The sequence below is a fragment of the Streptomyces sp. NPDC001832 genome (assembly GCF_040297265.1).
In the GTDB taxonomy this organism is placed as follows: domain Bacteria; phylum Actinomycetota; class Actinomycetes; order Streptomycetales; family Streptomycetaceae; genus Streptomyces.
Map to the genome: position 1 here is coordinate 59,165 of NZ_JBEOYU010000009.1, position 24,489 is coordinate 83,653.

The window sequence follows — 24,489 nt, forward strand, 5'->3', positions numbered from 1 at the left end:
CCACGGACAGTGGTTCCGGCAGTTCGCCGCAGGTACGGGGCACAATCGAGGGGTGGACGAGACTCGCAGGGACCGCGACGCCGAGGGGCGCGCGCGCAATGCGCGCCCGCGTGACGGGCTGGGACGCCCCCTGCCATACGGGGCACCGGGAGTGGAGCGGCAGCCCGAGGGCGTGGCCCGTACCCCCGAGGAGACCTTGCGTGAGGCGCAACGGCTGCTGGACGCCGGGATGCCGTTCCATGCGCACGAGGTGTTCGAAGATGCCTGGAAGTCGGGCCCGGTGGCGGAACGGGAGTTGTGGCGCGGCCTTGCGCAGCTTGCGGTGGGGCTGACGCATGCGGCGCGGGGCAATACGAAGGGCGGGGCCCGGCTGTTGCGACGGGGCGCGGCGGCGCTCGCGGAGTTCGGCGCCACGCCTCCTCACGGGATCGGGGTCGACGGGCTGATCGGCTGGGCCGAGGACCTGGCGGGGCGGGTCGAGGCGAAGGAGGCGTGCGTCGCGGACGCGGCGCGTGTGCGGCCCGTCGACGCGGCCGACGAGGCGCCGTGTCTGCGGCCCGGGGGCCGGTAGCCCGGCCGCCGTGTCTGCGGCCCGGGGCCGGTAGCCCGGGCGCCCGGGGCGTTGGGGTATGGGGCAGACTCGGTGCAGTGAGAAAGATCTATGTCATCGGTATCGGCGCGGGCGACCCCGACCATCTGACCCTCCAGGCAGTCAAGGCGCTGAACCGGGCGGATGCGTTCTTCATCCTCGACAAGGGTGAGGAGAAGTCCGATCTGACCGGGCTGCGGCGGGACATCCTCGATGTGCATGTGAAGAACACCTCGTACCGGCTCGTCGAGGCGCGCGACCCGGAGCGGGACCGCAGGACGTCGGACTACTCACCCGCGGTGGACGACTGGCGCAGGCGCCGCGCCGATCTGTACGAGCGGTTCATCGCGGAGGATCTCGGCGAGGACGAGTGCGGGGCGTTCCTGGTGTGGGGCGATCCCGCGCTGTACGACTCCACGCTCGGCATCCTCGAAGAGATCCTGGACCGGGGTTCGGTCGTCTTCGATCACGAGGTGGTGCCCGGGATCAGCAGTGTCTCCGCGCTGCTGGCCAAGCACCGGACGGGGCTGAACCGGGTGGCGAGGCCGGTGCAGATCACGACGGGCCGGCGGCTGGCCGAAGGCTGGCCCGAGGGGGTCGACGACGTGGTGGTGATGCTCGACGCACGGCAGGCGTTCACCCGCCATCTCGACCAGGATCTTCACATCTACTGGGGCGCGTACGTGGGGACCGAGGACGAAATCCTGGTCTCCGGGCGCCTCGCCGAGGTGTCGGACCAGATCGAGGAGTTGCGGGCCGAGGCGCGCGCCCGCAAGGGCTGGATCATGGATACGTATCTGCTGCGTCGCTACTGAGACCGACCGGCACATGGGGGGTTGTCGGTCTGAATCAGACTTCCTGGCACAGCAGCTGGAGAGCCGACGCCACATCGTGCACGACGGGTACGCCTTTAGGCGATGGCGGTCGGCGGACCACGACCACGGGCAGGCCGAGGTTCCTGGCGGCGGTGAGTTTCGCCGCGGTGGCGGGGCCGCCGCTGTCCTTGGTGACGAGGACGTCGATGTCGCGGTCGCGCAGCAGCGCCGTCTCTCCTTCGACGGTGTACGGGCCACGGTCCAGGAGTACGTCGGTGTGGCGGGGCAGCGGTGGCGCGGGGGGCTCCACGGACCGTACGAGGAAGTGGAGCGCGTCCGCGCCCGGGGCGATGGCGAAGACGGCCAGGCCCAGGCGTCCGGTGGTGAGGAAGATCCGGCGGCCCAGGGCGGGCAGTTGCGCGGCGGCATGCGCGAGGTCGTCGGCCGGGTGCCAGCGGTCGCCGAGGGCTGCCGTCCAGCCGGGGCGGCACAGCGCGAACAGTGCGGTGCCGGTGGCCTTCGCAGCCTCGGCGGCGTTGGCGCTGATGGTGTCGGCGAACGGGTGGGTGGCGTCGACGACGGTGTCCACACTGTGGGTACGCAGCCAGTCGGCGAGGCCCTGGGGGCCGCCGAAGCCTCCGATGCGTACGTCACCGGCAGGCATCCGGGGCCGGGCGACCCGGCCGGCCAGCGAGGTGGTGATGCGCACCGTCGCATCGCCGCCGGGCCCGGTCAGCTCGGCGGCGAGCAGCCGGGCTTCGGTCGTACCGCCGAGGATCAGAATGTGGCCGGGCATGCGCCGAACCTACGTCACTTTCGCCGCCCGACGCCCGGAGCGGTGAACAGGGCGGCCCGCAGCCATTACGATCCGGCGTCATGAGCACTTCTGACCAGGACCAGGCCGTGGACACTCCGATAGCCGCTGCCGAGACCGCTGTCGAGACCGTTCCGGAACGCGACTCCGAGGCCGATTCGGAGATTGTTCCCGAGACCGATTCCGAGTCTGCCCCCGAGACCGGGGACCGGAGGCTGACACCTCGTCAGGCGAGACGGCTGCGTATTGTTCTCTCGTCGGTCGGCATGGCGGCGATGGCGGTCGTTCTAGCGCTGCGGATCGCGAGCCGGTCGTCCGTGCTGGTGGTCGGAGTGTACGGGCTCGCGCTGATCCTGTGCGGGATTGTGATCGAGCTCAGCAGGAACGGCCGTACCCGGCTCGGCAGTTGGCTGCTGGCCGTCGGTCTGCTGGCGGCGATCGGTTCCGACTGGTTGCTGATTCCCTGACGTACGGTCAGCGCACCGCGATCCGCACGGTCGCGCCATGTGCATCGACCCGGTCAAGCCAGTCGGCGCGCAGATGGAAGGGACGGCCCGGTACTGCGGGCAGCAGCAGTCGCTGCCGGTGGAGCACACGGCTGTCCTGGCGGACGACAAGCAGCGGCGAGGGCAGTCTCCGGGTGGTGCGCAGGGTGAAGCGGCCACGGAGCGGGGTGTCGCCTCCGGGACCGATGAGGTTCGGTGCGATCCACTGAAGCGGGGAATCGACCGCGACGGAAGGCCGATCGGCAGGCCAGGCATCCGCTGCCAGGTGACGCAGTACGGGCGCGGCGACGGCCCGTCCTTCGGCGGCCGCGATGCCGGCGCTCTCCACACCGTGCAGCAGATTACCGACGGCGAAGACCCCGGTCCCGGTCGTGCGGTACGAGGCGTCGTACGCGGGGCCGCGGGTGCCGGGGTCCAAGGTGACCGCACCGCGCCGGGCCAGTTCGTGGTCGGGGATCCAGTCGCCGGTGAAGACGACGGTGTCGCAGCGCAGGGTGGTGGTCCGGCCGTCGTGATGCCGCAGCGCCACTCCGGTGAGCCGTTCCCGGCCGGTCAGGGCGGTGACGGAGGCGTGGGTGAGGAGCGGGGTGCGGTCCCGGAGCCGGGTCAGGGCCGTGAGTCGGGCGGGCGGCTGGTCGGTGACCAGGGCGACGACGTCCAGTCCGGCGACGCGCAGCGTGTCGGCCGCGGCACGGCTGACGGGTTCGTTGCCGATGACGACCGCGCGGTTCCCGATCCGCTGCTGGTGGAGATGGACGGCCTGCTGGAGTTCGCCTGTGGTGTAGACGCCGGGCGGGCGGGCACCGGGGACGAGACGGGCGCTGCGGGAGCGTTCGCGGGCACCGGTGGCGAGGACGACTGCGCGGGCGTTGATCCGTTCCAGTCCGGTCGGTGCGGTGGTGTCGACGGTCAGTGGTCCGGCCCAGCCGGTTACGCTGACGCCGGTCCGCAGGGTGGCTCCGGCCTGTTCGGCCGCGGCGACGCATGCCTGGGCGTACGCGGGTCCGGTCATTCCTCCCCCGGTGGCACGGCCGCCGAAGCCGCCGTGGAGGCAGTGACGTGGGATGCCGCCCGCGATCTGTTCGCGCTCCAGGATCTCGACCCGGCCCGCACCGGATGCGGCGAGGCCGGTCCCGGCGCCGAGACCGGCCGGACCACCCCCGATGACCAGGACGTCGACGGTCCGCTCGCGCCGGTTCATGACTGGGCCTCCTCGATCAGTGCGCGGACCGCGGCCCCGCAGTAGAACCCCTGACAGCGCCCGTTGCCCGCCCTGGTTCTGCGGCGCAGGCCGTCCCGGGTGCGCGGCGGGATCGTGCCTGACAGGGCGTCCCTGATCTCCCCTGCGGAGACCCGTTCGCAATGGCAGACGAGCGTGCCATAGGCCGGGTCCTCGGCGACGAGTTCGGCTTTCTCGTACGGGCGGGTGGATGCCTCGCCGAGGTTGGGCATGGTGACGGGCGGCAATTCGGACGGCGTACCGAGATCGAGGCCCGAGCCGCGGAGCAGTTCGGTGACGTGCGCGGCGATGGCCATCGAGGCGGTGAGTCCGGTGGAGCGGATGCCGCCGACGGCGATGTAGCGCCGGTCCGGGTAGTCCTGGATGCGGTAGTCCTCCTTACCGGTGGCGGCGCGCAGTCCGGCGTAGACGGCCGTGACTTCTTCGTCGAGCAGTTCGGGCAGGATGCGGCGGCCCTTCTCGCGCAGGACCGCGATGCCGTCCGCGGTCGATCCGGTGGCGGTCTTGTCGTCGACTTCCTCGGCCGTGGGGCCGAGCAGCACGTTGCCGAAGACGGTCGGCGCGACCAGAACTCCTTTACCGGCGGCGGTGGGTACGGGAAGCAGGATGTGACTGACGAGATCGCGGGCGAGCTTGTCGAAGACGATGAGCTGGCCGCGGCGCGGGGTGACGGTGAAGACGTCGTGGCCGAATTCCCGGTCGAGTTCGTCGGCGTACAGTCCGGCGGCGTTGATCAGATGGCGGGTGCGCAGTGTCCCGCGGGTGGTGGTGAGGGTGTGGAAGTCGCCGCTGTCGACGTGCTGGACCAGGCAGTTGAGGTGCAGATGGACTCCGGCCCGGACGGCCTGGGTGGCGTAGGCGAGCGGGGTCGTCCAGGGGCAGATGATGCTTTCGTCGGGGATTTCGAGTGCACCGAGGGCGCCGGGCCCCAGATGAGGCTCGCGGGCCCGCAGTTCGTCGGCGTCCAGGAGGCGTGCCGCGTGGTAGTCGTTACGTTCGGCCTTCGCCAACAGGGCTGGAAGTGCGGCCAGTTGTTCCTCGTCCCAGGCGACCAGGAGGGCTCCGACACGCTCGATGGGGATGCCGGTCTCGGCGGCATAGGCACGGAGTCTGTGCCGGCCCTCGCGTACGAGCCGGGCTTCCAGCGAGCCGGGTACGGCATCGAAACCAGTGTGCAGGATGGCGGTGTTGGCCTTCGATGTGCCGTTGCCGATGTCGTCCGAGGCGTCGAGGAGCGCGGTACGCAGCCGGTAGCGGGCCAGTTCACGGGCAATGGCAGCGCCGACGACACCTGCGCCGACGACTGTCACGTCGTAGGCCGGCGTTTCGGGCAGCTCGCCCGCGAAATTCCCGGGCAGGTCGGCCGTCAGGGCTCCGGCCGTTGTGATCGTGCAGTTCATCGCGTGACTCTCGTACGTATCAGGCATGTTCCAGCAGGGTCTGCACGGCTGCACGGAATCCGGCGAGCCGTTCGGCCGCCTCGTCGGCGCCGATCCGGGGCTCGTACACGGCTGCGGGCTTCCATTCGGGTACGGCCTGCTGGAGCGGGAGCCGGGGGTCGAGGCCGAGGCGTGCGACGGCTCCGACACCGAGTGCGGTGACATCGGGCAGCGCGGAGACTTCGACGGGTCGTTGCAACAGATCGGCCTGGGTCTGCATGAGCAGTGCGGAGCGGGTCAGGCCGCCGTCGACGCGGAGCGAGGTCAGCGGGGAGCCCAGGTCGGTGGCGACTGCTTCGGTGAGTTCGACGACCTGTGCGGCAATGCCCGCGCACAGGGCGCGCACCAGGTGGCCCGCGGTGGTGCCGAGGCCGAGGCCGGTCACCGATCCGCGCAGATCGCCGCGCCACCACGGGGCGGCGAGTCCGGCGAGTGCCGGTACGAATGTGACGCCGCCGGAGTCGGGGACGGTGGCGCCGACCGGGTCGAGGTCGGCCGCGCCGGAGATCACTCCCAGGTCGGTGAGCCAGTTGACGGCGGACGCGGCGGTGTAGACCTGTCCGTCGAGGCAGTAGCTCGTACGGCCGCCGAGTCGCCAGGCGACACAGCTGACCAGTCCGGTGGAGCCGCGGCGCGGGTTGGGACCGGTCTGGACGAGCAGGAATGCACCGGTTCCGTAGGTGCACTTGGCGTTGCCCGGGTCCAGGGCGTTCTGGGCGAGCAGGGCGGCCTGCTGGTCGACGAGGAGTCCGGTCAGCGGGAGTTCACCACCGAAGGCGGTCGTCGTACCGACGGTCCCGTCGGAGTCGACAACGGCTGGCAGGCGTTCGTCGCCGAGGCCGAAGATGTCCAGGGCCGCGGGTGACCAGCCGACCCGGTCGAGGTCGAGCAGTTGGGTACGTCCTGCGGTCGCCGCGTCCGTGACGAACGCACCGGTCAGCTGATGGACGAGCCAGGAGTCGCTGGTGGTGACGACACCCTCGCGGGTCAGCTCACGACGGATCCAGGCCATCTTGGGTGCGGCGAAGTACGGATCAAGCGGCAGTCCGGTGAGTTGCTTCAACTCTTCTTCTTGCGGGGCGAGTTCCTTGCAGAGCGGGGCGGAGCGCCGGTCCTGCCAGACGATCGCATCGGTGAGCGGTCGCCCCGTGTCGGGATCCCAGGCGAGCACCGTCTCGCCCTGGTTGGCGAGGCCGACGGCGGTCACCGGCTCGCCCGCTTCGTGCAGTGCCTGGCGTCCGGCATCGACGACCGAGTCCAGCAGTTCGGCGGGGTCGGCCTCGACCGCTCCCTGGGCACCGTGACGCGACCGCACCGGCACCGAACCGGAACCGATCACGCCACGCTCGGGGCAGAGCACCAGAGCCTTTGTTCCCGATGTGCCCTGGTCCACGGCGAGTACCGGGCCTGTCATCGACACTCCAGCTGTGCGCAAGCTTGCGGCTTGAACGGAATCTTGATCGTTGATCTACGACGCCCAGAGTGGTGCAGGCCACCGCTTACGTCAAGGGCTGCCGGGGGCGCGCCCGGAACAACCGAATGACGGTCAATGCCCTTAGGAATGGAATGACTTGAGTAAGATCCGCGAATCGGTCCGGAGTTCGGTGCAACTGGCCTTACACTCGCCGCCGAGCAACAACCGGACGCTTTCGAGCAGTTCGTTATTCAACAGCTGCTTCTGCCCGCACGTCCTTGAGGATTGATGAGACCGACAGCCTGCCCCGAGCGCCGAGATCCCGGCTCCCGGCCCTTCCGCTACTGCACGGGTTGCATGCCACCGCCGGGTTTGCGTGACGTGTTGAGACGATCCCACATCCGTCGCACGCCATCCCGTCGCACGGGGGCAGGGCGCGTCCATGGCCAACGGTGAATTTCGGCCGGTCTATCACCCGGCCGGCCACGACAACGACTTACGGGTCGCATTACAGGATTTGCGCACCGGGCGCTGGATGTCCATGCGGAATCTGCTGGAGAGCACGCCCGACTGGGGCCTGTGGACCCAGCGCACACAGGTGCTCGGGGCGATTGCCGCCGGTTCGGATGCGGTGCAGGCCTGGCTTGCCGAGGAGCCCCGGAGTGTCGCCGCGGCCGTGATGCACGCACGGGTCGTCGTGGAACGGGCCGTGCGGGCCCACCGCGAAGGCCATCCCCGTGCACAGGAGCTGTGGCAGGAAGCCTGGGGAGCGTGCCGCACTGCCGCGCACACCTCGCCCGCGGACCCGGTGCCATGGGTGTGCCTGCTGGCCCTGTCCCAGCTGGACGAGCGGCAGCAACTGGAGGAGCACCGGCTGCATCCGCCGGGACCGATGCTCTTCCCCGGCCCGTGGGGGCTGCTGGCGGAGGCCGACAAGCGCGATCCGTGCAATCGCGAGGCCTACCACCGGATGCTCCAGTTCGTGTACGCGCGAAAGGCCGGCGGCACGCTCTCGGAGGCGGTCAACTTCGTGCAGTGGGCCGCCTCTTCCGCCCCCGACGGCTCCGCACTGCATGTGCTGCCGCTGTATGTACGGGTCGAGCGCTACCGCCGTGAGCACGGGCACGAGAAGGCTTTGGATCTTCACTGGGTCACCGAGGATGCCGAGCGGGACGCGGCCCGGGCCCTGGAGCTCTGGTTCCGTCGCACGGCCCCGATCTCCCGTTCCCTGCTCGACCTGAACCATTTGGCCCACGGATTGTGGGGAGCCCTCCAATTCGCTGACGCGGCACCGGTGTTCCAGCAGCTCGGCCCCTATTTCACCTCGGTTCCGTGGGCGTACCGCGCCCGTGATCCCAAGGCCCCAGGAGGTGCCGAGGAGGTTTTCCTGCGCGCCCGGAGCCGCTGTCTCGCCGCGTCCCGCGACCCCGGACGGGGACCGCACGGCTGAGCCATGGCCCCGTGGCACCGCGCTGCCTCCCCGTTTCGAACCGACCGCTTTCCACCCCTTCCCATCACCGCTCATGGAGGTTCTTCCCATGTCCATATCCACCCGGACCCATTCGGGTGCGGAGGCCACCGCGCCGAAGGACGAGGAGCAGCGACTGCGTGAACTCGGCTACCAGCCGGTGCTCGCCCGCCGCATGGGCGGCTTCGGCAACTTCGCCATCAGCTTCTCCGTCATCTCGATCCTGTCCGGCTGCATGACCCTGTACGGCTTCGGCATGTCGACCGGTGGCCCGGCGGTGATGCTCTGGGGCTGGGCCGGAGTCGGCCTCTTCGTGCTCTGCGTCGGCATGGCACTCGCCGAGGTCACCAGCGCCTACCCGACCTCGGGGGCCTTGTACTACATGGCAGACCGGCTCGGCGGCCGCAAGTGGGGCTGGTACACCGGCTGGCTGAATCTGCTCGGGCTGCTCGGCGCGATCGCCGGTATCGACTACGGTGCAGCGCTGTTCACCGGTGCGCTGATGAATCTGCAGTGGGGATTCACCCCCACACCGGGTAAGACAATGATCATCTTTGTCTGCATTCTACTGCTGCACGCCACGCTGAATCTCTTCGGTGTCCGCCTCGTCAGCGTGCTCAACTCCATCAGTGTGTGGTGGCATCTCGCCGGTGTCGCGGTGATCGTCGCCGTGCTGGCCATCGTGCCCTCGCACCACCAGTCGCCGTCGTTCGTCTTCACCGAGTTCGTCAACGACACGGGCTGGCACAACCCGTTGTATGTGGCGGCGATCGGTCTGCTCCTCGCGCAATACACCTTCTGCGGCTACGACGCCTCCGCCCATCTGTCGGAAGAGACGTCCAATGCCTCGGTGACGGCCGCCAAGGGCATCGTCCGCGCGATCTGGGTCTCCTGGGTCGCCGGTTTCGTGCTGCTCGCCGGGCTGACCTTCGCGATCCAGGACTACGCGGGCTCCCAGAACAGCGCCACCGGTGTGCCGCCGGCCCAGATCATGATCGACGCGTTGGGCACTTCCGGAGCCACCGCCCTGCTCCTGATCGTCATCGCGGCGCAGTTGTTCTGCGGCAACGCCGAGGTCGCCGCCGCCAGCCGGATGGTGTTCGCGTTCAGCCGTGACAACGCACTTCCGGGTTCGGCGCTGTGGCACAAGGTGAGTTCGCGCACTCAGACACCCGTCAACGCGGTGTGGCTGTCGGTCGCCGTCGCAGGAGTGCTCGCGCTGCCGTCGCTGTACTCCGCCACCGCCTACGGTGCGGTGACCGCGATCAATGTCATCGGCATCACGCCGGCCTATGCGATCCCGATCTTCCTGAAGCTGCGCTCCGGCAACCGGTTCGAACGCGGCCCCTGGCACCTGGGCCGCTGGAGCAAGCCGATCGGCTGGATCGCCGTGGTGTGGGTCGCCATCGTGACCGTGCTGTTCCTGCTCCCGCAGTCGTCCCCGGTGACGGTCGACTCGATGAACTACGCGTCGATCGCGCTGATCGCGGTGCTGGTTCTGGCCACCGTGTGGTGGTTCGTCGCGCGCCGTACGTACAGCACGCCGTCGGCGTACGGGAACGCTCGTGAGCAGGCGGAGATCGAGGAAGGCATCGTCTGACCCGGCCCCACGCACGCCTTGTTCTCAGCCCTTCCCCATCCGCAGCGATCAGCGGTCGGGGAGGGCTGAGGCGTGTGTGCGGTGGCGGTATCCGGCGGGACGTCGAGGAGCTGGCCCGGGTCGGGCGGCTGCGGCGCGACGCGCTGCTGCGGGGGCGGGGCGCCGCGGCGGCCGTGCTGCACGGCGATGTGGACGCGTTGATGCTGGTGCGGCGGCTGGCGGAGAGCGGTGTCGAGGTGCCGCGGGACTGTTCCGTGGTGGCGTACGACGATGTGGTCGCGGCCTTCGGCAGCACACCCCTGACAGCGGTGGCGCCGCCGAAGGCAGAGATCGGGCGGGCGGCTGCCGAACTGCTGCTCCATCGGCTGTCCGGGGCCGTCGGCGCGACCGGCCCGGTGCGCCGGACGGAACTGCTGCCCACGCTCAAGGTGCGTGGATCCGCGCAGGCGCTGACTCCCCCCACGGAGTGATCGTTTGACCGCTTTGATTTTCTTCCAATCGATCTATTGACCACTACTGATCAGTCGATCAGGATTCCCCGTGACCCGAATCAGGAGCCGCGGAAGGCGCACATGCAGATGCCCAGCACCGCCCACACCTCGCCCGTCACCGGCAATCGGCCACGAGCCGCCGTCGCCATGATGCCGGACGCCGCGGCCGCCCTCCTCGACGCCCGGTCCCTCGCCGCGCTCGGCAAGGTGTGCGACCTCGCCCCCCTGCCCGTTCTCGACGACTTCACCACCGACCGTGCCCGCGCCGTACTGGCCGACGTGGAGATCCTGGTCACCGGCTGGGGCTGTCCGCCGCTCGACGGGGCGGCCCTGGGCGCGGCGCCGCACCTGCGCGCCGTCGTCCACACCGCGGGCAGCGTCCGCGGGCACATCACCGAAGCCTGCTGGGAACGCGGCATCGAGGTGTCTTCCGCAGCCGCCGCCAACGCCCTGCCGGTGGCGGAGTACACAGTCGCCATGATCCTGCTCTCCGGCAAGCGAGTACTGGAACGGGCCCGCGACTACCGGACGGAACGCCGCCGCGACAACTGGCTCGCCACCTCGACCGAGGTCGGAAACTACGGCCGCACCGTCGGCATTCTGTCCGCCTCGCTGACCGGCCGTCGCGTCATCGAGCTGCTGCGGCCGTACGACCTGCCGGTGCTGCTCCACGATCCGTACGTCTGCGAGGCGGAGGCCACCGCCCTCGGCGTCCGGCCCGTCGGCCTCGGTGAGCTGTTCGCACGAAGCGACGTGGTGAGCGTCCACACCCCTCTGCTGCCGGCCACCCGCGGGCTCGTCAGCCGTGAACTGCTCACCTCGATGCGCCCCGACGGCGTGCTCATCAACACCTCGCGCGGCGCCGTCGTCGACCAGGACGCGCTCGTCGACGTACTCCGGCAGGACAGGATCCGGGCGATCCTCGACGTCACGGAACCAGACACACTGCCTGCCGCACACCCCCTGTGGGAATGCGACAACGCAATGATCACACCCCACCTCGCAGGCTCGCAGGGCAACGAGTGGCGGCGGCTGGTCGATCTGGCGGTCGGCGAGGCCGCCCGCTGGGCCGCGGGCGAAGGATTCGCCCATCCCGTACGACGCGAGAGGCTGGCATTCCTCGCATGACATCCCGCCCCCCTACATGTCCGTCCGGATCACCACCGCCAGCGTGCGGGGACCGTGCACGCCCTCCACACGCTCCAGTTCGATGTCGGACGTGGCCGAAGGACCGCTGATCAGTGTCGTCGGCCGCTCCGGCACCAGCCGGGCCACCGCCTCCGGCACCCCGGCCTCGACCGTGGACAGATCGACGACACACACATGCAGATCGGGGACGAGGGACAGCGCCCGCCGCCCCTGGTCGGGCGAGCCGTCGAGGAAGATCGTGCCCGTCTCCGCGCAGCTGACGGCCGAGGCGGTGACGACCCCGTCCAGCGCGTCGAGCCGGGACGCCGGAATGTCAGCGGAGTCCCGCTGGACCTCGCCGTCGTACGCGCCGAGCCACGAGGGGTCGAGTCCGGCCGGCACACCGATCCGCTGTGCACCGTGCTCCCGCAGCACCTCGGCGACGGCCTGCGCCGTGCCGTCGGCGGTGCAGGTGTGCACGTGGGCCTTGTAGTCGACCAGCCGATCCGTGAAGAGGGCCAGGCGCTCGTGGTCGGGGAAGGTGCGACCGGTGCGGTAGGCGCGGCGGACGGTGCTGTCCGGGACCGGGGCGAGGGCCAGCGCATCCCTGATCCTGCCCAGCACCGTTTCGCGAGCGGTCGTCACTTCTCCTCCTTCTTCTGGTTCTTCTCGTACTCGTCGGCTGCGGCCCGCATCGTCGCCGCGCCTTCGTCCGATGCCAGCCAGGACCGGAAGGACTGCTTCGGCGGCGCGGCGGTGTCGCGGCTGTCGCTCCAGCCGTCGAACGGCGGCGGCAGGTGCGAGATCTTCCCGTCCCGCCCGGCGACGACGCGGCCGATCGCCGCCCCCTTCTGCACGGCCGTGAACAGCTTCGGCCGCTTCATCACTCCGGCCGCGGTCTTCATGGCGAGCTTCTCCGCCGTTGTACCGGACTGTTCGGTGTGCTGGTGGCGCAGCTCGACCAGCAGCGCCGGAATGTCGATCTTGACCGGGCAGGCGTCGAAGCAGGCTCCGCAGAGGCTGGAGGCGTACGGCAGCGAGCTGTTGGGGTCGTTCCTGGCCGCGTGCATCCCGGCGAGCTGCGGGGTGAGGACGGCGCCGATCGGTCCGGGGTACGTCGATCCGTAGGCGTGGCCGCCGGCCCGTTCGTACACCGGGCAGACATTGAGGCAGGCCGAGCAGCGGATGCAGTTGAGCGCCTCGCGCCCGATCCGGTCGGCGAGCGCGGCGGTGCGTCCATTGTCGAGGAGGACCAGATGGAAGTCCTGCGGCCCGTCGCCGGGTGTCACCCCGGTCCACATCGAGGTGTACGGGTTCATCCGCTCGCCGGTGGAGGAGCGTGGCAGCAACTGCAGGAAGACTTCGAGGTCCTGATAGCGCGGCAGCACCTTCTCGATGCCCATGACGGTGATCAGGGTCTCGGGCAGGGTCAGGCACATGCGGCCGTTGCCCTCGGACTCGACGACGCAGAGGGTGCCGGTCTCGGCGATACCGAAGTTGGCGCCGGAGACCGCCACCTTGGTCGTCATGAACTTCTCGCGCAGATAGGCGCGGGCCGCGGCGGCGAGATGCGCGGGTACGTTGTCGAGCCCCGGGTCGACGCCCGGGATCGCCTTGAGGAAGATCTGCCGGATCTCGTCGCGGTTGCGGTGGATCGCGGGGACCAGGATGTGCGACGGCTTGTCGTGTGCGAGCTGGACGATCAGTTCGGCAAGGTCTGTCTCGTACGGGGTGATGCCAACCGACTCGAGGTGCTCGTTGAGGCCGATTTCCTGGGTGGCCATCGACTTGACCTTGATGACGTCGTCGCTGCCCGTCGCCTTGACGAGCCGGGCGACGATCTCGTTGGCCTCGACTCCGTCCCGCGCCCAGTGGACGGTGCCGCCGCGCTCGGTGACCTCGCGCTCCAGTTGTTCCAGGAGTTCGGGGAGCCGGTTCATGGTGTCGGTCTTGATGGCCGAGCCGGCGTCGCGCAGTGCTTCCCAGTCGGGCAGTTCACCGGTGACGCTCAGGCGTTTGGCACGGATCGTGCGGGTGGCCCTGCCGAGATTGCGGCGCAGTTGTTCGTTGCGCAGCTCGTCGTGGGCGGCCTGGGGGAACTTCCGGTCGCCGCGCAGATTTCCCGTTCCGTAAGGGGAGCGGGGCGGGGTCGCGGGCATACCGAGGAAGGTGCTGCTCATCGGACGGCCTCCGTCGGGACGTACGGCGAGGTGCGGGTGGAGGAGAGGATCTGCGCCAGGTGCAGGGTGCGAGTGCCCGACTTGATACGGGAGAGTCCGCCGCCGATGTGCATCAGACAGGACGAATCGCCGGCGGTGCAGACATCGGCTCCTGTGGTGGCGATGTTGCGCATCTTGTCCTGGAGCATCGCCGTCGACGTCTCGGCGTTCTTGATGGCGAAGGTGCCGCCGAATCCGCAGCAGGAGTCGGCTTCGGGGAGCTCGACGAGGTCGATGGAATCGACGGCGCGGAGCAGCTTCAACGGCTTCTCGCCGACCCTGATCATGCGCAGGGAGTGGCAGGTGGGATGGTATGTCACCCGGTGCGGGAAGTACGCCCCGACCTGAGTGACGCCCAGGACGTCGACGAGGAACTCCGACAGTTCGTACGTCTTGGCCTTGACGGTGGCGACGCCCGTGCGCAACGCCGCGTCCCCGTACCGCTCGGCGACGATCTCGTGCTGGTGCCGGACCGAGCCCGCGCACGATCCGGACGGAATGACGACGGCGTCGATCGACGCGTCACCGAACTGCTCGGCGAAATTCCGCACCAGGGGCACGGGTTCGCGCTGGTATCCGGTGTTGACGTGCATCTGACCGCAGCAGGTCTGCCCAGGCGGGAACACCACGTCATGGCCCAGACGGGCGAGCAGGACCGCGGTCGACTTCACCGCCTCGGGGAAGAGCGTGTCTCCCAGACAGGTGGCGAAGAGTCCGATGCGCATGAGGCCTCTCCGATCGATTCTCAATTTTTTATGGTCCGACCATACTAGCCTCGGTCCGGGGCATGAAGGGAACGACGCGCCCGAAGGAACAGGCATTCAGCCATGCCCCTGACAACTTTTTCCGGGTGCCGACGCCCGGTCGTCGGTCACCGTCCTTACGGCCGGGTGGTCTTCTCGTCGACCAGCGTGCCGTGGAGGGTGCGGATGTGTTGCTCGGCCAGATCGGCGGCCTTCGCGCCCTTGCCCCCGCGCACCAGCCGCAGAAGTTCGGAGTGTTCCGCGTTGAGCGCGGCGGCCGTGGTCGGCCAGTCCTCGACCTCCTCCAGGGCTCGCAGGATCAGCGGGCGCACCGACTCGCGTACGGCGGAGGTGAGCGTGGAAGTCAGTTCATTGCCGGAGCTGCGGGCGATGTGCACATGGAACCGGGTGTCCAGGTCGTTGAACTCGGGCACCTCGACATCCGGCTCCCCCATCCGTACGACCAGGGCCTCCGCCTCGTCGAGCTCCTCCTTCGAGGCGTGCCGCGCGGCCGCCTCGAAGCTCGATCTCTCCAGCACGACGCGCGCCTCCAGGACGTCATGGAGGCTGTAGCTGCCGAGGGCGAAGTGCAGACGCAGCAGCCGACCGAGGGCATCGTCCGGGTTGCGTACGATCCGCGCCCCGGCATCCGGCCCCCGGCCCGGATGGGCGACCAGCACACCGATGGTCTCCAGCACCCTCAGCGCTTCACGCAGCGCGGACCGGCTCACGCCGAGAACCGGCGCGAGCTCACGCTCGGGCGGCAGCCGGTCGCCGGCTCTGAGCTCTCCGGCGAACACCCGCTGCTCGATGCTCTGGAGCACGAGTTCATGCGTACGGGACTGCCGTACGGGTTGCCACTCGACGGGCATCCGTCACCCCCTGCCTCGGCCGGAATCGTCCGGTTGCCATCGCGCCTGCTGCCCGATCTCCAACTATGTCACACATCACGTATGGTCAGACCAAACTCGGCGGCCGGACCGGCGCCTGTCCACTTGGACCGACCGGCACATGCGGGCTTCCTCACCCGATACACGCGAGTCACCTGATCCACTGGATTCATCTGATTCTCACGCGACCGCTCTACGGTGGAGCTCGTGACCCACACGAGCCCGCCCGGCTGGCATCCAGACCCCGGGTATACAGGTATTGGCCCCGTTCACGAACGCTGGTGGGACGGCAACCAGTGGACCGACCACATCCGCGTGCCGCCCGCCACGATCCGGCGCCGCCGGATGCGTATCGGCATCACCGCAGGTGTAGCGGTTCTCGCCACCATCGGGGGCGGCCTCTTTCTACTGTCGGACATTTCCGGCGATAGGAACGAGAACGCGGCCACAGCCCCGTCCACCCCACCTTCCGAGGCTCCCGGCGGCGAACCGGGCGCGCCCGGAGGCGGCGGCGAGAACCAGGCACCCAGGCAGCAGCTACCGCAGACCGAGGACGGCTACGCCACGGACCTGGCCAGCGGTATCAGCCTCCCAGTGCCCGACGGCTGGACGGGCAAGTCGGGGATCGCCGGCGCAGAAGTGACGACGGGCGAGTACGCCTGTCCCGGCGACACGTCCCAGCAGTGCGTGCGCGGCGGGGTGTCCTCCATGCCGGCGAAGGCACTGCAGCTCGACACCACTACGGCGAAGGCAACGGCGACGAAGGATATTTCCGCCAACGCCACGGAATCCTACGGCGAGAAGGTCTACGGAGGCATCACCTCACATCAGGAGCTCAAGTCGCAGCCGGTCACCGTGGCCGGTGAGCAGGGCTATCTGGTGCGCTGGAAAGTGATGACGCAGAGCGGCGACGACGGGTACGTTCAGTCGCTGGCGTTCCCGTCCCCCCACTCCAAGGACTCGATTGTCGTCGTCCGTTCCGGCTTCGACATCAACACCCAGGCGCCGGAGCTATCCGTCATGGACGACATCACCAAGGGCATCAAGGCCGCATCGGGAACGGGCTCCGGTCCCGGCACCACCGCGTAGGAGCATGGCGGACGATCACGCCGGCGGGACGGGCGTCGTACACCGGTGTGAGTACGAAAGGACAGCCGGACTGAGTACGTCGTCCGATTCCTCACCTGGCCGTCGCTGATCGAATGCCATCCATGACCCCTGACGCACCGCTCCGCCCCCGCATGCAGCACGCAGCCACCGCCGGTAGGGCCCTGGCCGTGACCTTGGCCCCGCTGGTGATCGGTGTGCTGCTGGCCAGGACCATGGCAACGGATCCGATGACGCCGGTCAACGCGATGGTCACCAGGGGCGGGCAGCCCGTGCCTATCTCCCCCGCGCAGTGGCGCAGATGCGGCAGGCATGCGCTCCGCAAGTGGAAGCGCCCGCTGAACGCATGCAAGCGCCCGCGCGACCCGGGTCTGCCCGCGAGCGCCCGCTCGTACTCGCTGCCCAGAACGTCGAACGCCTTCACGGCCGGGAAGCCGTCTTCTTCGTCCATCGATGTGCGTGCCTCCGTTGCCCCGGCGGATCTCTCATCAGGTTGACAGCCGGGAAGGCGGCCTGCTGCACACCGGTACCGAGGGCGGGCACGGCTGTGATCACCGCGACCGTGCCGCTGGCGGAGTTGTTCGGCTATGCGACCCGGTTGCGCAGTCGGACCCAGGGCCGGGGAACCTTCACCACCCGGGCCACCGGATACGCCCCCGCACCGAGCGCGGCACCCCACGGGACACTGCCCCGGTAGAACGAGGGATGGCCCCGCCCGCACGCGGGCGGGGCCATCGAAGGCGCGGGGTCGGGCGCTCGACTCCTTCGGCCCCGAGCGTCGCCCGGGCCCGGGGGCCCTGGGGTGCGGTGGCAACGTTGGCGGCGAGCGCCCCCGCAGCGATCAAGCTGGTGAAACACCGTCCCCACCAGGCCCGCAACCGGCTACTACCCGACGCCTACGAACAGCCCTCGGCAACAGACATCGGCACCCGCAGACTGCTACGCACCCGGATGCGCACGCAGTGGCTCAGGACGGCTACGTCTTGTCGTCCAGCATCCGCTGCATCATCTGGACCTGGGCGTACTGGGTGGCCAGCATGTCGGTCGCCCACGTCTGTATGGTCTCGTCGGTACCGTTGGTGAGCACCTCCGTCAGCATGTCGATCGCACCGTTGTGGTGCTTGATCATCAGCCGCAGGAACTGCACGTCGAAGGCGTTGCCAGTCGCCGCGCTCAACTGGTCCAGCTCCTCGGGGGTGGCCATCCCCATCTTCTCGACCATCATCGGATCCTGCAGCATCTCCTCGTAGGCCTGCTGGGGATCCGTCTTCTCGAGGCCGTTCCACTCCTGCCACGACTGCATCATGTAGATCTCGAGGCCCTGCTCGACGTCGATCCGGTCGGCGAGCGCACGCAGATCGCTGTCACTGGACCTCGACGGGGCCAGCCGGCTCAGGATGAGCGCCTGCTGGTGATGCGGGATCATCATGGCGACGAAGTCCGCATCAGCGTTGTTCGACTCGACCTGCGGATTCGTCGACGCCGGGGCGGGGTCAGCCGCCGTAGCCCGGGCCGCCTGCCCAACCTCCGCGCTGGCCGACACGGTTGCGACGCCGAGCAGGCAGGCGGCTGTCAGCAGCGCACTTGCAACTCTGCGGTACCTCACTGTGCGCCTGTTCCCTTCTGCCTCGCCACGCGGCCCCTGGGAGCCACGCACGCGGCGGGCTGAACTTGTGGGTTGCTGCATGTGTGGGTGCGGACCCCGGCGGACGTACTGCCCGCCGGGGCCACGGGCGGAATCAGGACTTGTAGCTGTACTGGGTCTGCGCGTTCATGAAGTCCAGCCGGACCCGGTTGGCGCTGTCCGGCGCTCCGGTGAGCTGGAGCACGTCCAGGCCCTTGGTGATGTCACTGGAGTAGATGCGACCGTTGTACCAGTACGCCGACCAGGAGCCGCCGGTTCGCAAGGTCTCTTTGGACAGCGGACCGCGGTCGAAGTAGCCGATCTCCTTCGGGTGGTCGGGGTCAGTGAAGTCGATGACCGACACGCCGCCCTGGTACCAGGACTGCACCATCATGTCGCGGTGCTTGGCCGGGATCAGCGAGCCGTTGTGGGCGACACAGTTCTCCGTCTGCTGCTGCATGCGCGGAATCTTGAAGTAGCTGCGGAACACCAGCTCGCGGTTGTCGCCCTCGCCCTTGATGTCGTAGATGGCGTCGGCGCCGCGGTGCGGCCCGATCTGCTCGTTGCAGGTCGGCGCGCCGCCGCCCCCGAGCTCATCGGTGAAGACCACGCGGTTCCCGTCGTTGGTGAACGTCGCCGAGTGCCAGAAGGCGAAGTTCGCGTCGGTGGCGCTGGTGATCACATACGGCTCGGTGGGATCCGAGATGTCGATCAGAGCACCCTCCCCCATGCAGGCGCCGGCGGCCAGATGCTTCTCGGGGAAGACGGTGATGTCGTGGCAGCCCGCGGTGGCGCCTGCGCCGCCGTCGGGGAAGAGTACGGGCGTGGCGACCACGGACGCGGAGTCCGGGTCGTCCAGGGGAACCTTCACGATCGAGATCGAGTCGTGCGGAGGCCGGCAGTGCGGGAACGCCGGGGACGGGCCGTACGAGGAGATGTAGAGGTAGGCCGTGTCTTCGCCGTCAGCGGGAACGTACGTGTGCGTGTGGGAACCGCAGTCGGTCCGCACCGACTTCACGTACTTGGGGTTCTCCTTGTCGCTGATGTCGAAGATGCGGATGCCTTCCCAGGCGTTCGGGTTGGCCGCATTGGAGTTCGTGCTCGCACAGGACGGATCCGACTGCGGAGTGTCGACCGACACGAACAGCAGCTTCCCGTCCTCGGAGACGGTGGGGTCGCCCTGGCCGCCGTTGCACGCCATCTGGGAGACGGTCTCCGGCTTCGTGGGGTTCTGAATGTTGTAAATCGTGAACCCGGCGTAGGTGCCCTGAATGGCGTAGTTGCCGTAGAACGCCAGGTCGCTGTGGGTGGCATTGGCGAGCGGACCCTGCCTCGGGACGTTCGCCAGGGGCTTGATGTTCGCACTGTGTGATATCTCGTCGACGCCGAGTTCACGGTCTTGGGCGGTGGACGGGCCGGCCATCCCGAACGACGTGACTACGAGTAGGCCGGCGAGTACGGCTGCCTTGAGTGCGCGGCGCGTTCTTCGCGCGAGTGTCGATCCTTGCAACGCAGGGCCTCCTGTCACGCGGGGCGTTACGAACCCACGCAATATAGAAGCCTTGCCATGATCAGATCCAGTAATGGTCATGACATATTTGCGGGATGATCAACTCAAGCTACCCGCCCACAGGTTGACGCAACAGGGGGCGTAGAGCCGGAAACGCCGCGGCGACCCCCGTCCGGCAGGGGGCGAACGCACTCCGCGACGCATCGCTTGGCACGGCAACACGTTCAGCGCCGAGCAAGGCCCATTGACAGGGACGTTCACAAGTACGCCGCCACGAGGCGAGCGTTGTTGAGCTCGGGGCCCATAGCGCCGTGCGAAACGGGTGGGCGAGCGAGGCACGGCGCACGCGGACGGGGCCCTGGCCACCGTGCAGGTGAGTGGCACCGAAGTCGAGGTCGGTCAAGTCTGCTGAGCGGTGAACGGCAGCTTTCCGAGTCGACGCTATTCCCGGCAGGCGGGAGGTCTTCGCCGACGCAGCGGCTACGTTTCGACGTCGGTGGGGTGGACGACCCGTGCCAGGAAGGAACGGGTGCGCGCGTGCTTGGGATGGATGAGAACCTCGTTCGGCGGTCCTGCCTCGACCACGACGCCGTCGTCCATGAAGACCACGCGGTCAGCGACCTCGCGGGCGAAGCCCATCTCATGGGTGACGACCATCATGGTCATGCCCTCGTCGGCGAGCGATCGCATCACGGCCAGTACGTCGCCGACAAGTTCGGGATCGAGGGCGCTGGTCGGCTCGTCGAAGAGCATCAACTCGGGCCCCATCGACAGGGCGCGTGCGATGGCCACGCGCTGCTGTTGTCCGCCGGAGAGTTGCGCGGGGTAGCTGTCCTCCTTGTCGGCGAGGCCGACCCGGGCGAGGTTCTGGCGGGCCACCCGGGCGGCTTCCTCCTTGCCGCGGCCCAGCACGCGTCGCTGGGCGATCGTGAGATTTTCCAGCACGTTCAGGTGGGCGAAGAGGTTGAACTGCTGGAAGACCATGCCGATCCGACGGCGTACGAGGTCGATGTCCACCTCCGGGTCGGTGACATCCGTGCCGGCGAGAACCACGCGGCCGGCCGTAGGCCGCTCCAGAAGGTTGGCACAGCGGAGCAATGTCGATTTGCCCGAGCCCGAGGGGCCGATGACACAGACCACCTCACCCGCTGCGACAGTGAAGTCGACCCCACGCAGCACATGAAGGTCGCCGAACGATTTGTGCAGTCCCTGGATCTCGATGGCCGCGGTCATCTCGGCGCCTCTTCCTTTCGCGTCGTGGGGGCGTCATGGGTGCCGACGGGGGTCATGGTTCACCTCGCCTTTGCGTAACGGGCTTCGAGGCGGCGTACGACGTATCCGAGTGGGATCGTGATGAGCAGGTAGCACAGCCCGGCGACGAAGATCGGTGTCGTGTTGGCGGTCTCACCGGCCAAGTCCCGTCCGAACTTGGTAAGTTCACGGGTTTCCAAAGAGACGCCGAGGAACAGTACGAGCGAGGAGTCCTTGAAGAGCAGGACCAGCTCGTTGGTGAGCGGAGGAACGATGATCCTGAAGGCCTGCGGGATGACGATCGAGCGCATAGCCTGCCCGTACGACATGCCCAGGGTTCGCGCCGCCTCCATCTGACCACGGGGTACGGCCTGGATGCCTGCCCTGATGGTCTCGGCCATGTAGGCGCCGGCGACCAGGCCCAGCGCGATGGCGACTTGACCGTAGGCCCCGCCCGGGATGGCCATACCCGGGAAGGCCAGCGGGACACCGACCCCGATGAAGATGAAAATGAGCAAAGCAGGCAGCCCGCGGAAGATCTCGACGTACGTGGCGGCGATCCACCGGTAGGGCGCCACGGAGGAGAGCCGCATCAGCGCGACGACCAGGCCGAGAACCAGCCCGACTCCGAAACCGGCGAGTGTGTACACCACCGTGTTGGTCAGGGCGATCGTGATCAGGTCCGGAAACATCCGGGAAGCCACGGACGGTTCCAGGAACTGGTGCTGCAGCCGCTGCCAGTCGGCCAGTACGACGACGAGCGTCAGGGCTGCGGTGAGCACCACGTACTGTGCACTCCGGATGATCTTGCGGCGGCGGCGCGGCGGCTCGGCAACGGCGGAGGCCTCATCGGCCGGAGTCCGGGTCACCCTCACTTTCCGTCCGCTCCCTCGGGCATGGGGCCGATCCACTGCTCGTAGAGTTTCTTGTACGTGCCATCGGAATTGGCCTTCTCAAGGGCCTTGTTGATGGCCTTCAGCAACTGCGGGTTGCCGTTCTTCTTGACAGCGAAGCCGTATTGCTCGCCGGTGTGGACCAAGTCGGCGAGTTCGAACTTGGCTGCATTGGCCGGGTCCTTGAGCCACGTCTGGACGACCGGGTAGTCCTGGATGATCACGTCGACCTGCCCCGTGCGCAGTCCGTTGAGCTCAGCGTCGGAGCTCTCGAACGACGTCGGGTCGAGACCCTCCTCACGGGCCTTGCTCTCACCCGTGGTTGCCGATTGCGAACCCATCTTGATCTTCTTGCTCTTGATGTCCGCCATTGTCTTGGCGCTCACCCCCTTGCGGGTCAGCAGCGCCTGGTCGGCCTCGAAGTAGGGGGAGGAGAAGTCGATGTTCTGCTTGCGCTCGTCGGTGATGGTCATGCCGGCCGCGGCCACGTCGCAGATGCCGGCGTTGAGATCGGCACCGGTCTTGATCGTCTCGAAGGACTTGTCGACGATCTGCTGCTTGACTCCCAGATCCTTCGCGACCAGGTCGATCATGGCGACGTCGAAGCCGACGACCTTGCCGTCCTTCTCCAACTGGAAGGGGGGGTACGGCAGGTGGGTACAGGTGGTCAGCGTACCGGCCTTGACCAGTTTCACCCCGTCCGCCCGAGTCGTTCCGTTGCTTTCGGTGCTGCAGCCGGTGGTAACCAGCGCGAGGCTTGCGGTGAGGGCGATGGCAAGGGGTGCGGAGCGGTAGATCAGTCTTCCGTACATCTTCACTGGGCTTCCCGTGTCGCAAGATGGAGGGACGAGTGGGCTGTGACGGGGTATCGAACCGGGCACAAGCCGGACGAACTGCTGCGCGCGAAGGGCCTGATTCAGACAGGGACCGGACGAGCCGGAGGTGTGGTCCGCGTCTCAGAGCGTGTGGGTTTGGCCACCCTGCCGTAGCCCCGAGTGAAAGTCCAGATGGTTTTCTACCGCCGCTGCAGCTGCAGGGACACCCACCGTCACCAGATCGGTGCCTACTGTCCTCACCCCCTCACCGACAGCACACAGAACCTGGAACTTCGCCGTCGACGTCCCCGCCCCAGACCGTCGCCGGACGACGGTGCGCCGAGGTGGTTTCGCCAGCCAGGACTCTGCCGAAACTGCGCCGCTCAGGTTCCTCGAGGGTGAGGCCGGCGGGTTCGACGCGGACCCGAATCAGACCGTCGCCGGCTACCTGGACGTCTGGCTGGCAACGAAAGCCCTGGTACTGAAGCCGACCACGATCGCCCGGTACCGGGACTACGTCCGCAACGACCTCATCCCCGCGTTCGGCACCCTCAAGCTCGACCAGCTCGCCCACCGGCATATCTTGGCCTTCGCCAACAGCCAGCTCACCGCCGGCCGCGGCACATCCCTTACCTGGGCCCCGAGCGCGCGGCCTGGCAGTACCCCTTCGGCTGCCTGCTGCGAGCCGGCGCGACGCTCGCGGCAGGCAGCGACTGGTCCGTGAGCAGCCCCGACCCGCTCGCCGGAATCCATGTCGCCGTCAACCGGATGCAGCCCGGGGCAACCGACGGCCGGGTCTTCCTGCCCGACCAGCGGCGCTCGACCTCGCCACCGCCGTCACCTCCTACACAGCGGGGTCGGCCCACGTCAACGGCACGGACGACGCCGGTACCCTGCGGTCGGGCCACCTCGCCGACCTGGTGGTCCTCGACCGGGACATCCGTAGGTCTGCAGAACCCGGGCAAAGAGGGCTCCCAGCCCGCTCTCCCAACGCATCAGGGGCCCTCCAAAGAGAGCCCCTGACCTGCGGAAACTTCCGACATCACTGTCGGGACGACAGGATTTGAACCTGCGACCCCTTGACCCCCAGTCAAGTGCGCTACCAAGCTGCGCCACGTCCCGATGCCCGCCTGACCTGGGGTTTCCCTGGCCGGACGCACATGAGAACAATACCGCACTTCGACGGGTGGTCACGAACACCTATACCGGCTTTACCTCAACCAAACTTGATGTTCTGCTCGGTTCATGACGAACACGACTGCTGCGCCGACAGGCGACTACCACCACATGAACCAGCTCATGAGCCTGATGACGGGGACGAGAAGCACGGCCCCGCCGTGACCTCCACACTGGATGCCCTCTGGGCGCTGTACGACCGCGTTCTGCGGGTGACGCGCCCAGCACCGTCGACGCACCCGACCACGACCGGTTCCTGCTCTTCAAGGGACACGGACACGATGCGTGACCGCTTCATCTCGACCACGTCGCAACTGCTGGACGAGAATCCGCGCCTCGCTCTGGTGCTGGCCGAGATCAGCCGGGACGGCTTCGACCGGGCCCAGCGGGCCCATCCGGACCGGGTCATCAATGTCGGAATCAGGGAACAGCTGCTGATCGGTGCAGGCGCCGGGCTGGCGCTCACCGGGCTGCGGCCGATCGTGCACACCTTCGCCAGCTTTCTGGTGGAGCGGCCGTTCGAGCAGGTGAAGCTGGACTTCGGCCATCAGGGTGTGGGCGGGGTGCTGGTGGGTGCCGAAGGCTCGTGCGACCGGCCCGCCAGCGGCTTCACCCATATGTCACCGGGCGATGTCGCGCTCCTGGTTTGACCGGGTTCACCGCGGTGCGGGGCTGCGTGAGCGAATCGGCGCGTTCCTCCGCCGATGACCGGGGCGGTTGCCCTCTGGGCCGGGGCAACCACTCTCACAGTCGACGG

22 protein-coding genes, 1 tRNA gene and 4 pseudogenes are annotated in these 24,489 nt (G+C 68.3%); 13 read left to right on the forward strand and 14 right to left on the reverse strand.

Features of this window, described 5'->3' with window-relative positions; all coding sequences use genetic code 11:
• Window positions 1–52: 52 nt before the first annotated feature.
• Window positions 53–571: a DUF309 domain-containing protein gene (locus ABT115_RS10225; RefSeq protein WP_351786340.1), complete on the forward strand. Its 519-nt coding sequence runs from the start codon at window positions 53–55 to the stop codon at window positions 569–571.
• A gap of 77 nt (window positions 572–648) precedes the next feature.
• The gene (gene cobF / locus ABT115_RS10230) at window positions 649–1,404 is read left to right on the forward strand and encodes a precorrin-6A synthase (deacetylating) (protein WP_351786343.1); all 756 of its coding nucleotides are present in this window, start codon (window positions 649–651) and stop codon (window positions 1,402–1,404) included.
• Between the two features lie 34 nt (window positions 1,405–1,438).
• Here the strand turns inward: cobF and ABT115_RS10235 are convergent, their stop codons facing one another.
• Window positions 1,439–2,200, reverse strand: a complete 762-nt coding sequence (locus tag ABT115_RS10235) for a cobalt-precorrin-6A reductase (RefSeq protein ID WP_351786345.1) — start codon at window positions 2,198–2,200, stop codon at window positions 1,439–1,441.
• An 80-nt stretch (window positions 2,201–2,280) separates the two neighbouring features.
• Between ABT115_RS10235 and ABT115_RS10240 the strand changes: the two genes are divergently transcribed.
• Entirely contained in the window at window positions 2,281–2,685 is a 405-nt protein-coding gene (locus tag ABT115_RS10240) for a hypothetical protein (protein ID WP_351786347.1), read from the forward strand.
• A 7-nt stretch (window positions 2,686–2,692) separates the two neighbouring features.
• On the opposite strand, the gene ABT115_RS10245 is transcribed toward ABT115_RS10240, so the two are convergent.
• From ABT115_RS10245 to ABT115_RS10255, 3 genes are read right to left on the reverse strand one after another with little or no spacing between them, the layout of a single operon-like run.
• Window positions 2,693–3,925, reverse strand: coding sequence for an FAD-dependent oxidoreductase (locus tag ABT115_RS10245; RefSeq protein ID WP_351786350.1), 1,233 nt, complete (start codon window positions 3,923–3,925; stop codon window positions 2,693–2,695).
• A complete protein-coding gene (locus tag ABT115_RS10250) occupies window positions 3,922–5,364 on the reverse strand; it encodes an NAD(P)/FAD-dependent oxidoreductase (RefSeq protein WP_351786635.1) in 1,443 nt (480 codons plus the stop codon). The genes ABT115_RS10245 and ABT115_RS10250 overlap by 4 nt, the downstream gene beginning before the upstream one ends.
• Window positions 5,365–5,383: 19 nt before the next feature.
• Window positions 5,384–6,817 carry an FGGY family carbohydrate kinase gene (locus ABT115_RS10255; protein WP_351786353.1) on the reverse strand — a complete coding sequence of 478 codons (1,434 nt, stop codon included), beginning with the start codon at window positions 6,815–6,817 and terminating at the stop codon, window positions 5,384–5,386.
• A 442-nt stretch (window positions 6,818–7,259) separates the two neighbouring features.
• On the opposite strand from ABT115_RS10255, the gene ABT115_RS10260 reads away from it, so the two are divergent.
• The 4 genes and pseudogenes from ABT115_RS10260 (at window position 7,260) to ABT115_RS10275 (ending at window position 11,504) form a co-directional block, all read left to right on the forward strand.
• Window positions 7,260–8,267: a hypothetical protein gene (locus ABT115_RS10260; RefSeq protein ID WP_351786355.1), complete on the forward strand. Its 1,008-nt coding sequence runs from the start codon at window positions 7,260–7,262 to the stop codon at window positions 8,265–8,267.
• A gap of 88 nt (window positions 8,268–8,355) precedes the next feature.
• On the forward strand, window positions 8,356–9,885 hold the full coding sequence (locus ABT115_RS10265; protein ID WP_351786358.1) for an amino acid permease: 1,530 nt from the start codon (window positions 8,356–8,358) through the stop codon (window positions 9,883–9,885).
• 140 nt (window positions 9,886–10,025) lie between these two features.
• Window positions 10,026–10,355, forward strand: a pseudogene (locus ABT115_RS10270) (substrate-binding domain-containing protein); the annotation flags it as partial.
• 108 nt (window positions 10,356–10,463) lie between these two features.
• A complete protein-coding gene (locus ABT115_RS10275) occupies window positions 10,464–11,504 on the forward strand; it encodes a hydroxyacid dehydrogenase (RefSeq protein ID WP_351786638.1) in 1,041 nt (346 codons plus the stop codon).
• A gap of 12 nt (window positions 11,505–11,516) precedes the next feature.
• Here the strand turns inward: ABT115_RS10275 and ABT115_RS10280 are convergent, their stop codons facing one another.
• From ABT115_RS10280 to ABT115_RS10295, 4 genes are all read right to left on the reverse strand, one after another.
• The gene (locus ABT115_RS10280) at window positions 11,517–12,149 is read right to left on the reverse strand and encodes a LutC/YkgG family protein (protein WP_351786360.1); all 633 of its coding nucleotides are present in this window, start codon (window positions 12,147–12,149) and stop codon (window positions 11,517–11,519) included.
• Window positions 12,146–13,684: a lactate utilization protein B gene (locus ABT115_RS10285; protein WP_351786363.1), complete on the reverse strand. Its 1,539-nt coding sequence runs from the start codon at window positions 13,682–13,684 to the stop codon at window positions 12,146–12,148. The genes ABT115_RS10280 and ABT115_RS10285 overlap by 4 nt, the downstream gene beginning before the upstream one ends.
• Window positions 13,681–14,448 (reverse strand): (Fe-S)-binding protein, encoded by a 768-nt coding sequence (locus tag ABT115_RS10290; RefSeq protein ID WP_351786365.1) that lies wholly within the window; start codon window positions 14,446–14,448, stop codon window positions 13,681–13,683. The genes ABT115_RS10285 and ABT115_RS10290 overlap by 4 nt, the downstream gene beginning before the upstream one ends.
• A gap of 155 nt (window positions 14,449–14,603) precedes the next feature.
• The gene (locus tag ABT115_RS10295; RefSeq protein WP_351786367.1) at window positions 14,604–15,338 is read right to left on the reverse strand and encodes a FadR/GntR family transcriptional regulator; all 735 of its coding nucleotides are present in this window, start codon (window positions 15,336–15,338) and stop codon (window positions 14,604–14,606) included.
• Window positions 15,339–15,563: 225 nt separating this feature from the next.
• On the opposite strand from ABT115_RS10295, the gene ABT115_RS10300 reads away from it, so the two are divergent.
• The 3 genes and pseudogenes from ABT115_RS10300 to fusA form a co-directional block, all read left to right on the forward strand.
• The gene (locus ABT115_RS10300) at window positions 15,564–16,445 is read left to right on the forward strand and encodes a DUF2510 domain-containing protein (RefSeq protein ID WP_351786370.1); all 882 of its coding nucleotides are present in this window, start codon (window positions 15,564–15,566) and stop codon (window positions 16,443–16,445) included.
• Between the two features lie 122 nt (window positions 16,446–16,567).
• Window positions 16,568–16,960 (forward strand): hypothetical protein, encoded by a 393-nt coding sequence (locus tag ABT115_RS10305; protein WP_351786372.1) that lies wholly within the window; start codon window positions 16,568–16,570, stop codon window positions 16,958–16,960.
• Window positions 16,939–17,160: pseudogene (fusA, locus tag ABT115_RS10310) on the forward strand (elongation factor G); the annotation flags it as partial. The gene ABT115_RS10305 and the pseudogene fusA, both read left to right, overlap by 22 nt.
• A 279-nt stretch (window positions 17,161–17,439) precedes the next feature.
• Here the strand turns inward: fusA and ABT115_RS10315 are convergent.
• From ABT115_RS10315 to ABT115_RS10335, 5 genes are all read right to left on the reverse strand, one after another.
• Window positions 17,440–18,069 (reverse strand): DUF305 domain-containing protein, encoded by a 630-nt coding sequence (locus tag ABT115_RS10315; RefSeq protein ID WP_351786375.1) that lies wholly within the window; start codon window positions 18,067–18,069, stop codon window positions 17,440–17,442.
• A gap of 133 nt (window positions 18,070–18,202) precedes the next feature.
• Window positions 18,203–19,678 (reverse strand): LVIVD repeat-containing protein, encoded by a 1,476-nt coding sequence (locus ABT115_RS10320; RefSeq protein WP_502969059.1) that lies wholly within the window; start codon window positions 19,676–19,678, stop codon window positions 18,203–18,205.
• A gap of 399 nt (window positions 19,679–20,077) precedes the next feature.
• The gene (locus ABT115_RS10325) at window positions 20,078–20,830 is read right to left on the reverse strand and encodes an amino acid ABC transporter ATP-binding protein (protein WP_351786380.1); all 753 of its coding nucleotides are present in this window, start codon (window positions 20,828–20,830) and stop codon (window positions 20,078–20,080) included.
• Window positions 20,831–20,889: 59 nt separating this feature from the next.
• Entirely contained in the window at window positions 20,890–21,759 is an 870-nt protein-coding gene (locus ABT115_RS10330; protein ID WP_502969060.1) for an amino acid ABC transporter permease, read from the reverse strand.
• Entirely contained in the window at window positions 21,720–22,553 is an 834-nt protein-coding gene (locus ABT115_RS10335; RefSeq protein ID WP_351786385.1) for an ABC transporter substrate-binding protein, read from the reverse strand. Before ABT115_RS10335 ends, ABT115_RS10330 begins: the two co-directional genes overlap by 40 nt.
• A gap of 337 nt (window positions 22,554–22,890) precedes the next feature.
• Between ABT115_RS10335 and ABT115_RS10340 the strand changes: the two genes are divergently transcribed.
• On the forward strand, window positions 22,891–23,280 hold the full coding sequence (locus tag ABT115_RS10340; protein ID WP_351786641.1) for an N-terminal phage integrase SAM-like domain-containing protein: 390 nt from the start codon (window positions 22,891–22,893) through the stop codon (window positions 23,278–23,280).
• Window positions 23,181–23,623, forward strand: a pseudogene (locus tag ABT115_RS10345) (amidohydrolase family protein); the annotation flags it as partial. The gene ABT115_RS10340 and the pseudogene ABT115_RS10345, both read left to right, overlap by 100 nt.
• On the opposite strand, the gene ABT115_RS10350 reads toward ABT115_RS10345, so the two are convergent.
• Window positions 23,605–23,678: transfer RNA gene (locus ABT115_RS10350), tRNA-Pro, on the reverse strand. The pseudogene ABT115_RS10345 and the gene ABT115_RS10350 overlap by 19 nt on opposite strands.
• 335 nt (window positions 23,679–24,013) lie before the next feature.
• Here ABT115_RS10350 and ABT115_RS10355 point away from each other — a divergent pair.
• Window positions 24,014–24,376: pseudogene (locus ABT115_RS10355) on the forward strand (transketolase family protein); the annotation flags it as partial.
• Between the last annotated feature and the right edge of the window lie 113 nt (window positions 24,377–24,489).